The organism is Moorena sp. SIO4A5, from assembly GCF_010672005.1.
GTDB lineage: Bacteria > Cyanobacteriota > Cyanobacteriia > Cyanobacteriales > Coleofasciculaceae > Moorena.
Map to the genome: position 1 here is coordinate 18,097 of NZ_JAAHHZ010000001.1, position 12,096 is coordinate 30,192.

Genomic DNA, 12,096 nt, shown 5'->3' on the forward strand with positions numbered 1-12,096 from the left:
AGATTTTCCAAATCTCAAGTTCCCCTAATCCTAGATTACCCCAATGGTTCAACAACCCAAGCTTGACTATTCCGTTATCTGGGTCAACCGCATGGCAGATATTCCCCAATCCCCTTGGGATGACCTTGCCCAACCCCTAAAAACCCCTTTTTTGGAGTGGGAGTGGTTGAATAATATTGAAACATCTGGTAGTGCTACTGCTAAAACCGGTTGGTTGCCCAATCACCTAACGGTCTGGCGAGATAGACAGCTGATCGCTGCTGCACCTATGTATGTCAAAGGTCACAGTTACGGAGAGTTTGTCTTTGACCAACAGTGGGCGGATTTATCCTACCGCTTGGGCATTTCCTACTATCCAAAGTTGTTGGGTATGACACCATTTACCCCAGCAGTAGGCTATCGGTTTTTAATGGCACCAGGAGAAGATGAAGATGAACTGACACAGATCATGGTAAGTGCTATCGATCATTTTTGCGATCGCAATCATCTGTCTGGTTGTCACTTCCTCTTTGTTGACCCCGATTGGCGACCAGTAATTGAACGCAATGGTTTTAAGGGCTGGCTACATCACAGCTATATTTGGCAAAACCAAGGCTTTAGTAGTTTTGAGGATTACCTAAAGGTCTTTAATGCCAATCAACGCCGCAATATTAAACGAGAACGTAAGGCTGTAGCCAAAGCAGGTCTAACCCTGAAAATATTAACGGGGAATGACATTGAAAAATCCTTGTTTCCCTTAATCTACAGCTTCTACAGCAGCACCTGCGATAAATTTATGTGGGGTAGCAAATATCTCACGCGCCAATTTTTTAAGCAATTGTATCCTAACTACCGTCAGCGAGTGGTACTAATTGCTGCTTACCAGGAGGAGGATGACCAAAAACCAGTGGGAATGTCCTTTTGTATCAATAAGGGCAATCATTTGTATGGTCGTTATTGGGGCTGTTTTGAAGAATTTGACTGCCTACATTTTGAAGCCTGTTACTATGCACCGATTGAGTGGGCAATCGGCCAGGGCATCACCATGTTTGACCCTGGTGCTGGTGGGCGTCACAAGAAGCGTCGTGGATTCCCAGCAACTGCTAACTATAGTGTTCATCGATTCTATGATAAACGCTTTGACCGGATTTTTCAAAACTATATCGATGAGGTTAACTTAATGGAACTTGAGGAAATTGAGGCTATTAATCAAGATTTGCCCTTTACCAAACGGGAAATTAATTTTCAGCTTCCGGATTAATTAGGAGATGCACGAGTATTTTGAATAAACGCGCCTTTTGCACAAAGCACAGATCACAGGGTAAACGCATCTTATTTTGAAATGCCTAGTGGATATGAGATTCATAGGATAAGTATTTATGCTTATGAATTTTCAAATATCTTCTGAGTAAGGCTTCTAGAATTTAGATGCGTTTGCCCTGGCACAGATCAGATTTCCCAGATGTGGCTTGACACAAGGTCATGGAGTGTGGTAATATAACGACTTCGTAGCAGACAAATCAGGTATTGCTAAGCCGAACTACAACAATAATGAATGAGTAATTTTCGCCAATGCTCACCCTATGACTTGCTAGCTCTGGCTGTGGATGAAGCGTCGGAGGGAAGACACGCCGCCGCATTGCGTTATATGACCATGGCCGTAGAGCGTTCTAAGCTTCCAGAATACGCTAGTGACGCTCAAACCTTTATTCGGTTGCACAAAGCCACAGGGACTTTAGTACAAAGCTGCCTATCCAGCTCTGACGAAGACAATCCAGCTAGGCTTTTCTTTATCTTAGACAAGGGACGCAATGCGATTCGGATTGGTTACACTACTAACCCCAATGGTAAGATTAGAGGGCTTGAAACTAAGAGTGTAACCACTTTAGAACTAATAAAAATTATCCCAGGAAGTGCTAAGATGGAAACAGAATTTCACAGAAAGTTCCAACATCTTAGGATTTCTGGGGAATGGTTTGATGCGACTCCAGAAGTGATGAGATATATATCATCTCTTTGAGACTATTAACCCCACAGGAGCTTCACATCTTTCCCGATCTGGGAGAGATTGGGCTAGCATAGGAGTAGTTCTTCACCAAGGGTGCTAACACCAAGGGCTCTAAGGCTGTGGTTTTAGCATGCCATTAACTCTGGCATGATTTACCTTCCTTTACTCCTGTTGTTATTTTTCATTGGACCAGCACTAGCTGCCATTCCTGTCCGTCGTTCTGTTACACTTTCGCAACACACGGATCTGATCGCAGGTTGTATTCTCTACGGTATTCTACCACTTTTGCTCACTTTTGGCGGAGTCCAATTGGCACTGTTCTTTGGCTGTGAATCTGTTGGAATGGGAACAATGTCATTTACTTGTCCGCAACAGCCTTGGCTTGGGAATATTATTTCGTTCATGACTTTTGCTTATGGGTTTGCCATCTTTACAATTCCCTCCGCATTTGTGGGTACTGTGGGATTGGTGATTACCTTAGTAAAGCGTTTTAAAAAGTCAGAAGATCAGATTTCAGGGAGCACAAGAAACCGGTTTACGAGGAGCAGACGCCATAAGGTAATTGCAGGGGTTTGTGGAGCCATTGCTCAACGGTTTAGGATTTCAGTTCTGGCTGTACGGATTGTAACGGTCGCCCTTTCGATTGCTATGCCCATTATTTTCCTGCTACTCTATTTCTGGATCTGGTTAGCATTTCCCTTGTCCTCTTCCACGGACAATACTTAATTACAGAATTCAACTACTACGAAGTCATCAACAAAAGATTTAATGGTAATAGGCAAACATCTAAATCATTGCCCATTACCAATTTAACCAATTTATGAGTTTTAAAAAAAACTCGCTGTTCGCTTACCTGATACTTTAGGAAAAACCTTGGTAGAAAAAGTAGGTAACCATCGGCACAACTGTAGCAACAACCAAGATCACTACAACCCAAAGGGTAGCATTGCTCTCTTGAGTTTCTTCTGCACTCTTAAAGTTGCCAGCAATGTTGATTTCTTCTTCAACTACAGGAGGACCGGGATCAGGTTCGCCAGATAAAACAGCTACTATGCGATCGCTTACATCTAAGAAACCCTGATTATACTTGTTACCATCCCGCAGCGGCACCTGTAGGGTTTCAGAAGCCACACTTTCAGCAATGTCATCGGACATAATTTCCTTAACGGCATTGCCAGTAACGATAGCACTGTTATTGGTGACAGTATCGAGCACTATCAAGGTTTGATTAGCTTGGTCTTCTGGAGTATTATACCATTTTTCAAACAACCCTTGGGCAAAAGTTGCTGCTGTTTCACCATAATCTAGGCCATGGACAGTGACCAGTCTAACTTGATTGCCCGTTGCTTTCGCTAAATCCTCTAAGGATTGAGTCAACTTGCCTTCTGTAAAGCGAGACAGAACCTCTGACTTGTCAATTACCCAAGTCGGTTCTCCAGCGCTAATGTTAGGCATTTGATAGACATTGATGGCATTGGCTGGTGCTGCAATTATTCCGCTTGCTAACAAGATAGCTAAAAGAGGGATAATTAGGGATTTTATGTATTTGCGTTGGTTGTGTAGTTGGTTGAGGAGCTGTTTCATAAAAAACCTGACAACAAAGCAAAATTGGCTTTTCCCCAAAATACTATAGAACTGCCAATCAACCTAATCTTATTTATGGCCAAGATAATGGTACTTCGTGAAACTGCTAACATGTCACCAGTCAGGTCTAGCCAATGGAACCATGTTAAACTATGACCCGTTACAATACCTTCCGAGTTCAGAAGAATTACCCTCTTCTGATGAAACCCCTGTGGATAATGAACTGCAAGATACCATCCCTCACTTATTGAAATCGATTTTATCGATAATCTGGTCAGAGCGCAGGGATTGGTTTTTTGGTATAGATATGGGATACTATTACAATCCCAAACAGTCAGCCATAGTGCCTGATGGATTCCTGAGTTTAGGAGTACAGAGATGGAAAACTCGCCCTAAGGGTCGTCAGGGACGTTTAAGTTATGTGTTGTGGGAAGAAAATGGTGTTGTGCCAATTCTCGCGATCGAGATTGTCTCTCAAACCTATAACGGCGAGTATGACCAGAAAAAATTAGACTATGCTGACTTAGGGTTATTATATTACGTTATTTATGATAGCGATAACTTTCAACCTCGAAAAGGGGATAGCTTTGAAGTGCATCGCTTGGTAGATGGAGTGTATGTGCGTCAACCAGGGAATCCGGTCTGGATGCCGGAAATTGGTTTGGGCATAGGCACAGCAGAAGGAACTTATCTTGATTGGACTAGGGAGTGGTTGTATTGGTACGACCAAAATGCTAGACGGTATCCCTCCGAAAATGAGAGAACTCAACAGGCTGAGCAACGGGCTACTCAAGCTCAACAAGCTGCTAATCAAGCTCAACAAGAGCTTGAAGCTTTGAAGTCTCGACTCAAACAAATGGGAATCAATCCTGATCAGCTTTTGGATTGATCACCTTTGATACCAAGTTGCGGTCAAAGCAACAACTTTCTCTTCTCCCAATCTCCCCATCTCCCCATCTCCCCATCCAACCAATTTCGGTATCAACTCTGTTTCTCTACCACCTGACCCATATACATCCCCCACAACTGGGCAGCTTGGCTACTACTGCCACTAGTAGGAGAATTATTATCATTACCTAACCAAATCCCTGTAACGATCTGATGCTTGGGAATAAAACCGATAAACCACAAGTCTACATTTTTATCAGTAGTACCGGTTTTTCCCCCTTCTCCTTGACCAATCCGAGCACTGCGACCGGTGCCACTAGTGACTACACCCTGAAGCATTTCTGTCATGGTGTTGGCTACCGCTGGTGAAACCGCTTGCTTGTTGATAGTTGGCTGATCAGCGAAGTTGTAGATTACTCGACAGGTTTGGTAGTCTTGGTTATCGGTGCAATCACTACTGTCGAGAATTCTGACAATACCATGGGGACGATACCACAGACCTTGATTTGCGATCGCACCATAGGCTCCAGTCATTTCTAACAGAGTAACCTCACTTTGACCTAAGGCTAAACCAAACACAGGCTCGAGTTTTGAGCTAATACCCAACCGTTGCGCCAGCCGTACTACTCTATCTAAACCAGCATCTTGAGCTACCCTGATCGCTACCGCATTTTCCGATTGAGCCAGACCAGCATACATATCAATATTAGTAGCATCTCCAGACCGCTCACAACGTCTAATCCGTTTAATCCCAGAGCAGGAGTAGGTTTTGCTTGGTAAAATCCCTTTTTCTAAGGCAGCAGCATAGGCAAAGAGTTTAAAGGTTGAGCCTGGTTGACGCTTGGCTTGGATAACCCGATTAAACTGGCTTTTTTGGTAATCGGCACCTCCAACCATGGCTAGAATCTCGCCATTACTGGTATTCAGGCTTGCGATCGCTCCCTGGGAAAATCCTAAGCGGCTACCAGTATTTTTGACATAGTCCCGTAGAGCTGCTTCAGCTTTGGCCTGAGACTCGGTATCTACAGTAGTTTCTACAATAAAATTACCTTCCTTAGCCAACTCTTTGCCCAGTAACCTCCTCAATTGCTGGAAAACGTAGTTATAGAAATAGGGTGCCTTGGTGCTAGAAAGAATTTGTCGGGCTTTCGGGCTAACTTCAATCCGCGATCGCCTAGCTCGATTAGCCTCTTCTCGACTAATCATTCCCAAAGCGTGCATCCGGTCAATCACCCGATTCCGTAATTGTAATGACGTATCATAATTCTGGATCGGGTTATAGCTATTGGGTGCTGGTAAACTTGCTACCAGAGTTGCGGCTTCTTGGATATTCAGATTAGCTGCTGATTTGTCGAAATAAAATTGAGCAGCATCTTCAAAACCAAATGCTTCTATACCCAAGTAAACTCGGTTTAAGTAAGCCTTTAAGATCGCGTCCTTACTGTAAACTGTCTCTAACTTCAGGGCAATAATTGCTTCCCGCACTTTCCGGTCTGCGGTATTGGCTCGACCGACATACTCCGGAAATAGGCTTCGTGCTACCTGCTGAGTTATGGTACTAGCACCTTCGCGAATGCCTCCCCCTTGAAGATTCCGCACCACAGCTCGCATAATCCCATAGGGGTCTACTCCAAAGTGCCAGTAAAAGCGGCTGTCTTCTGAAGCAATCACTGCTTTGGGCAAATATGGGGAAAAATCCGATAACCTCCTCAGTTCTCGGTGAGCATCGGTCCGGGGTTGCCGTAGGGGAATTTGGTCACGAGAGTAAACAATCACAGGACCTGTAACTCCCTCGGGCAATGGCCTGACTGATGGTGCTCTCAGGGTTTGAAATCCAATTAGTAATACCACTAAGGCAATTAAGCCACCGATGCCATAGAGAAAGTAACGAATTCCTTGGATATACCAGGGGGGAGGATAGACGTACTGTAGCTCAACTGATGCAGCTAGTTCTGGTGGTCCGATGGTAAGGGTGTCTCCGTGATACAGAAGCAAGGAGGAAAGTCGGCGTCTGCCACGATAGATACCATTGGTAGAGTTTTGGTCTTTTATGATAAACCTACGCCCACGCCTACCATACCGTTCTAGGGAGAGATGAACTTGACTGACTACTGGGTTGCGAACGATTATGTCACAGGATTTGGAACTGCGCCCGAGTACGTAACGGTCCCCAACCAGGGGATAGACATCGGATTTGTTGGTATTAGCGTCTTGCACCCAAAGTTCCGGCACTCTAGCATTAGGCTTTAGTGCTACTGCTTGAAGATTTACCTTAGCATGAATGGTCTGTACTACCTGAGTTAGCTGACTAAGTATGGTTTTTGGTGGTTTGGAGGGTGGTTGAGAACTCATGGTTGTCAGCGATAAGCGATTCTTGGGTGCTTATTGAACCATTCTAATCGCTCTAGCAATCAGCTCTTTTTCCCTGTTCCCGATTCCCGATTCCCGATTCCCGATTCCCGATTCAGGGACTAGCCGGAAAACTTCCACCAATAAAGTGAATATCACTAAAGGTTTCAATCCACAAACGAGCGCCACAATCGAGGGGATTATCTGGGTTATAAACAATCTTACATGGACCAAGGATTTCCACTTCGTTGCCGTAGAGATTGGTACCACTGCGTTTTACTGAAATTACTGGCTTCCGGTCTTTGGGGCTTTTCTTGATATTCGAGCCAATGTGATTGCGATTGACATTAATCTTGGCTAAAGCGGGAGGACGACTAGTGCGCCATTTTCCTTTTGGTCCACGAGACCCTTTGGTAATTTGTGGCAAATGGTTGAACAGAGGAATAATCCAGAATTTCCCAGTTTTATAAGCACCGCGAACGCGACCCTTCTCTAGGAGTTGGCGCAATCGTCGAGAAGAAATTCCTAATAGAGATGCCGCTTCAGTAGTTCCAACGCACTTGTTCATGGAGTGTTTTTAACTCTTCCTATAATCCTATTTTAATAGATAAAAAGAAAATTGGCAACTTTTTTTAAATAGGGATGAAAGTAGCTAAAGTGTGGTAAGTGTGGAGAGGGTGGAGAGCAAATCAAGTGCTGTGGTTTCCAATATTAGCGACTGCGTCAATATCGGAATAGTTGGAAAATTGGGAATCGGGAATGCGATCGCATAAGCGCGGAAGCTTCGCTTCATCGCGTAGCGTGACCAAAGGTCAATCGCATATGATATGGAAATGCGATCGCTATAGCTGTTGGAAAATGCGTTCGCGTAGCGGCTCCAAAGGAGCATCGCGTAGCGTGACATGCAGGTCAATCGCATTTGTTAATCCCCGTCCACAACTTCTGAACAAGCGGAAGAGTTGAGCTATGGTCGGTCATGCCATCCCGTAACGGCTCCAAAGGAGCATCCCTTGGGAGTGCTCCCAAGTAAGGGCATAGAAACTATTAGTAAATTTATTAATAAAAAATTTTATTTGTTTATGTATAGTTATTTAAATGGAACCCTGATCAAGCAACGGTTTCAGTCATATTTTTATCGGAATTATAAGGTTAAAAAAATATAACCAGGATTTAACAGAAAAATAGCCTTAAATCCATAAGTGTTTTTTAAAATTTAATATAAGTTTGACAAACTTAACAATCGGAGGAGATATGAAACTTAGGTATCGTGGTCTAAGTTACGACGTTCAACCCTCTCTACTAGAAGTAACAGAGGGTGAAATTGGAGGGATTTATCGAGGACAAAATTGGAGATATAACTATCCCAAATATGTGGCTAAATCCTCAAGTGTAAATCCTCTGACATATCCAGAATCAGCAACGCCCAATTTTTATATTGGCTTACATGGGCAAACATGGTTTGAGTCTTTGCAATTATTCGCGCTTTAGAGCTGATTTGTAAACTCGCTGTAATCCTTGTAGGATAAGGCTTGGGCTAAACTAGAACAATTGAACTATTTAATACCCAAAAGACAATCATAGCAAGGTTTTCAGGCTTCTTAATATTTACTTTACAAATTAGCTCTTAAACTCAGGCATTAATGAAATTAAGTCGCCAGAAATGGGCCAATTATCAGCGAGGGTTGAAGGCTGCAAGTCTTATCCATCTACTTTGTGCTTTCCTTGTCACCCCCGTAGTCTCGTAATCTGTCAATGTTAATCCTGTCTCCTGTATCCTGTCAGTGTATTTTAATGGAATCCCAAAGCCATTCTATACTTATCGCCACGGACTTTATTAACATTTTTATGGCTCTTTACTAGTGCGTTAAACATATTGAAAAATAGCACTAGGATTTATCGATTTTTTGCAGACAATAAAAACGCCGAATGAGAGGTCATTCGACGTTTTTAAGGTAAATTAGGGTATATTCATATCAGAGATTGGGCTATGTTGTTCATATACTTATATAACCCACCGCTCATTGCCGGATGAAGCTGTACGTTAGGATGTTGATCTATCCATAACGCGCCCATTGTTGTTACTTTTGTTGCAATGTTGTAGTGGAGATTTGCCCTGATACTGAATAAATTAAGATCTTTGTCATTTCTGGCGGGGTTGTAGTAAGCGTTTTCCCAAATAAATACTATTTTTGAGTTATTTGTTACGTGAGCTGTAGGTTGGTGTCGTTTATAATATTTATTATCCAGCCAAAAATTAAGATCATTTGATACATTACCTGTTGCCGTAATGGCACCTAAATCGTCTGGGGAAGGGTTTGGATCTTTATTAGGATCATAGCCTTGATAGTTTGAATCTGAATCTGAATCGTCTGCTGGATCGTAATATGGGTGGTCTCGATCAACATCAGCACCTGTCACCATGAGATTCATCATAGGGCTTCTTCGTAGAGTTGGAGAAGCTGGAGCGTTAGACTGTTGTAATTCTGCAAGGGTTTTCACATACTCTTTAATTGATTTTGTGTTTGTCTCTGATGTGTCGGCAGAAATCGGTTTACTCTGGTCTTCAGGAGCAAATTGGAGGAACCATCCAATTATTTGTGGGACTCGAATATTGATTGTCACCACTTTCTCCTTAATGGATGAACTCACCCTTTTATCATCAGAATGAGATGCTTCAGAGTGTGAAGCGCTAAAACACAGGAACCCTCCACCTATTGAGGATTTGCTGTCAAGCATTGAATGAATTGCACTGAGACTGTTCTCATTTGCTTTGAAACGGATAGTAATGTCTTTTGCCACTAAAAAAGAACTTGGGAAGCAAGGGATTAAAGTTTTCCTAGCGTTCTCAAGTGCATCATTAAGAGCTTGTTGAGCTTCTTCAGGTTTTTCTTTTGCAAGCTTACGTGCGTTTTCGAGTTCGTTAAATCCGAAAGTAACCTTTTGGTTGGACAGGCGATCCATTGTAGAGGTCAGATTGAAAATACCAGGTTCAAACCAGTTGCGTTCAATGTTAACTTTTGCAACTTTCATTCCGATCTCTATTGCTGTACTGATCTCTGTGAATTTGTCAGTGCTATGAAGCGTTGACTTTTCTTTGTGTCCCCCGGCGCTTCCAAAAAACAAGCTAACGTGCCAATCGGTTTGCTCGAAACTTGTTTGGAGGGTAGTGGTATGATCCATTGCTTCAGAGGTGACATACATTGTCAGATCCATAAAACGGTCTGAGCCTTCCGATTTATTGGATTTATGTTCTAATCTCTCTCCTACAGTAGGTAGCGGTGTTTCGTCTTTTTTTTCATCAGCTTTTTTGGCTGCTTGCTTTAAATTTTGCTCCAGTTCTTGAACTTCATTCAGTAATGCTGTGATCCGATAAAGCAGAGGTTCCAGATTACCGAAATCTCCGGCTTGAAGATTAAGATAATTAACACCTTTTGTTGCTACATCCAGAGCAGAATTTGTGAGTGCCTGTTGCTTTTCGTCAAGGTCTTTTTGTCCCTTTTTTAATTCTTCAAGATCTTCTTTGGAGATGGTTGATGATTGATGATCACCATCTTTATCAAGAGTATTCTTTATGTTATTGATTTCTTCCAGTTCCTTTGTTTCTTCACCACTTCCACCGGATTCCATATAGATATTGAATGCAAGTACAGCGTTATCAGAAAACTGTCCGGTCAGGTCAGTTTGTGCTTGGCTATATGCTTTTTCAGCTTCTACCAATGCATCGTTTGCTTCCTTTAATTTTTCGTCGCTTACCTTTCGTTTTATAAGCGCATTAACTTGGCTTATGGCAGCATTTAAAACTTTTCGTCTGTTCGACAGTTTACTTATGATGTATTTGGGTGATTCCAGTAAATCTTCTGGATTTATGTCACTTGTTAGATCTATAAACCAGTCTGAGGGAGTTAGCTCAACGGGATAAGCGTACCCACCATCAGGTAAAAGCTCTCTAATATTCAGAAGGTTCTGTCGTGCTTCTTGAATTGAGCCACCAGGTCCCGCTTCAAGAACACCGAGAATTGCATTCATGTCTTCCGGACTGAAGAATCCAAGTACATCTCCCATTGTTGCATTTAGCTCAGCCATGTGACCTTCAGCACTTTGTTCATACCACTCGAAGAATGCTTCATTGGCTGCCTTTTCGTTGATTTTCCCCGTTTCGTTGTCTTTGTATTCTTCACGTAGCCGATCCTTTGTGTCTTGCTGTAGTTTTTCCCATTCCTGTTTCTTTGCAACCCATTTTGCAAATAATTCGGAATACAGTTCAATAACACTGCCTCCATAGTCTTTACCCTTTAATCGGTAGTCTGGTTGAGAGCTGAGGAAGTTTCTGAGTTCGGCCTTTGTTTTCATTAGTTCCTCATCAAAACGGGGAACCAAAACGCTTAATGCCTGTAAATACTGATAGCCGAGATGGTGACCGTTGGAACTCCCTGTGACTTGAACAGGATAAAACATCTGATTGACCAGTTCAGATTCAGCCGCCCTCACTATCGCTGGTTTTACACCATTTGTGTTCCATGAGAATCTTGATGGATCAAGACTTGTCCCTGGAATCATCATACAAAATCGTTCAGTAATGCCGCTCCCGAACAGTTCACTAAGTTGTGCGTAAATCTGGTCGATTACTGGTGTAGTCATGTTTAAAAAAATATCTTGCGAATGAACTAACTAAAAGGATTACAACCTATTGCATAGAGACCTAATTATATATATGGCAGACATCCTAAATGCCATTAATAGCATTTAGCATTTAGATGTTTTTGTGTGCGTTATTTAGGCCACATTTATAGACTATACGACATGATTCAGGTTTGAAAGTACCCTTGAGGGTACCTTTTATGGCGTTCCTGAAAGGGTAATTTTTTTTGCTCTCCTAGTGTGGCTAAGCAGGTGCACAAAATTAATTGCACATTTTTCAAAACTCAAAGCCTTACAATGTAAGGGTTACAGAGATTCAGAGTAGGTAATTAATTTTGTGTAGGTGCTTATGATAAATTTAGTATAAAATAATCGCTATAGCGCTTAATAAGTAAGGCTTTAAGTAATTTAAAAATGCAATTTTAATAAGCAGGTGCACAAAATTAATTACACAGTAAGGATTCAGCTATCAGCGTGTCGCGTATCAGCGTGTCGCGTATCAGCTATCAGCGTGTCGCGTATCAGCTATCAGCGTGTCGCGTATCAGCTATCAGCTATTAGCTTTGGGCCAAGGCTCACGCTACGGTAATGGCTCAGGGCTGACGGCTGACCGCTGATGGCTGAATGCTTACATTACACATTTCATAAAA

10 protein-coding genes are annotated in these 12,096 nt (G+C 42.5%); 5 read left to right on the top strand and 5 right to left on the bottom strand.

Going from position 1 to position 12,096, the window contains the following annotated elements:
* The first annotated feature begins 43 nt into the window (after nucleotides 1-43).
* From F6K57_RS00085 to F6K57_RS00095, 3 genes are all read left to right on the top strand, one after another.
* Nucleotides 44-1,240: a GNAT family N-acetyltransferase gene (locus F6K57_RS00085; protein WP_293025293.1), complete on the top strand. Its 1,197-nt coding sequence runs from the start codon at nucleotides 44-46 to the stop codon at nucleotides 1,238-1,240.
* A gap of 294 nt (nucleotides 1,241-1,534) precedes the next feature.
* Nucleotides 1,535-1,999 carry a GIY-YIG nuclease family protein gene (locus F6K57_RS00090; RefSeq protein WP_293025295.1) on the top strand — a complete coding sequence of 155 codons (465 nt, stop codon included), beginning with the start codon at nucleotides 1,535-1,537 and terminating at the stop codon, nucleotides 1,997-1,999.
* Between the two features lie 135 nt (nucleotides 2,000-2,134).
* Complete coding sequence (locus F6K57_RS00095) at nucleotides 2,135-2,713, top strand: PspC domain-containing protein (protein WP_293063791.1); 579 nt, start codon at nucleotides 2,135-2,137, stop codon at nucleotides 2,711-2,713.
* Between the two features lie 135 nt (nucleotides 2,714-2,848).
* On the opposite strand, the gene F6K57_RS00100 is transcribed toward F6K57_RS00095, so the two are convergent.
* Nucleotides 2,849-3,571 (bottom strand): TPM domain-containing protein, encoded by a 723-nt coding sequence (locus tag F6K57_RS00100; RefSeq protein ID WP_293063793.1) that lies wholly within the window; start codon nucleotides 3,569-3,571, stop codon nucleotides 2,849-2,851.
* Nucleotides 3,572-3,713: 142 nt separating this feature from the next.
* Between F6K57_RS00100 and F6K57_RS00105 the strand changes: the two genes are divergently transcribed.
* Nucleotides 3,714-4,460, top strand: coding sequence for a Uma2 family endonuclease (locus tag F6K57_RS00105; RefSeq protein WP_293063408.1), 747 nt, complete (start codon nucleotides 3,714-3,716; stop codon nucleotides 4,458-4,460).
* A gap of 92 nt (nucleotides 4,461-4,552) precedes the next feature.
* Here the strand turns inward: F6K57_RS00105 and F6K57_RS00110 are convergent, their stop codons facing one another.
* From F6K57_RS00110 to F6K57_RS00120, 3 genes are all read right to left on the bottom strand, one after another.
* Entirely contained in the window at nucleotides 4,553-6,811 is a 2,259-nt protein-coding gene (locus F6K57_RS00110) for a PBP1A family penicillin-binding protein (RefSeq protein WP_293025298.1), read from the bottom strand.
* A gap of 112 nt (nucleotides 6,812-6,923) precedes the next feature.
* Nucleotides 6,924-7,376 (bottom strand): DNA-binding protein, encoded by a 453-nt coding sequence (locus tag F6K57_RS00115; RefSeq protein WP_293063797.1) that lies wholly within the window; start codon nucleotides 7,374-7,376, stop codon nucleotides 6,924-6,926.
* An 84-nt stretch (nucleotides 7,377-7,460) separates the two neighbouring features.
* Nucleotides 7,461-7,727, bottom strand: coding sequence for a hypothetical protein (locus F6K57_RS00120; RefSeq protein WP_293063800.1), 267 nt, complete (start codon nucleotides 7,725-7,727; stop codon nucleotides 7,461-7,463).
* 305 nt (nucleotides 7,728-8,032) lie between these two features.
* Between F6K57_RS00120 and F6K57_RS00125 the strand changes: the two genes are divergently transcribed.
* A complete protein-coding gene (locus F6K57_RS00125) occupies nucleotides 8,033-8,296 on the top strand; it encodes a DUF4278 domain-containing protein (RefSeq protein WP_293063803.1) in 264 nt (87 codons plus the stop codon).
* 480 nt (nucleotides 8,297-8,776) lie between these two features.
* On the opposite strand, the gene F6K57_RS00130 is transcribed toward F6K57_RS00125, so the two are convergent.
* Complete coding sequence (locus F6K57_RS00130) at nucleotides 8,777-11,446, bottom strand: hypothetical protein (protein ID WP_293063804.1); 2,670 nt, start codon at nucleotides 11,444-11,446, stop codon at nucleotides 8,777-8,779.
* Between the last annotated feature and the right edge of the window lie 650 nt (nucleotides 11,447-12,096).

Coding starts and splice junctions, on each gene's coding strand:
- F6K57_RS00085 (WP_293025293.1), top strand. CDS start 44: ATGGTTCAACAACCCAAGCTTGACTATTCCGTTATCTGGGTCAACCGC.
- F6K57_RS00090 (WP_293025295.1), top strand. CDS start 1,535: ATGAGTAATTTTCGCCAATGCTCACCCTATGACTTGCTAGCTCTGGCT.
- F6K57_RS00095 (WP_293063791.1), top strand. CDS start 2,135: ATGATTTACCTTCCTTTACTCCTGTTGTTATTTTTCATTGGACCAGCA.
- F6K57_RS00100 (WP_293063793.1), bottom strand. CDS start 3,571: ATGAAACAGCTCCTCAACCAACTACACAACCAACGCAAATACATAAAA.
- F6K57_RS00105 (WP_293063408.1), top strand. CDS start 3,714: ATGTTAAACTATGACCCGTTACAATACCTTCCGAGTTCAGAAGAATTA.
- F6K57_RS00110 (WP_293025298.1), bottom strand. CDS start 6,811: ATGAGTTCTCAACCACCCTCCAAACCACCAAAAACCATACTTAGTCAG.
- F6K57_RS00115 (WP_293063797.1), bottom strand. CDS start 7,376: ATGAACAAGTGCGTTGGAACTACTGAAGCGGCATCTCTATTAGGAATT.
- F6K57_RS00120 (WP_293063800.1), bottom strand. CDS start 7,727: ATGCGATTGACCTGCATGTCACGCTACGCGATGCTCCTTTGGAGCCGC.
- F6K57_RS00130 (WP_293063804.1), bottom strand. CDS start 11,446: ATGACTACACCAGTAATCGACCAGATTTACGCACAACTTAGTGAACTG.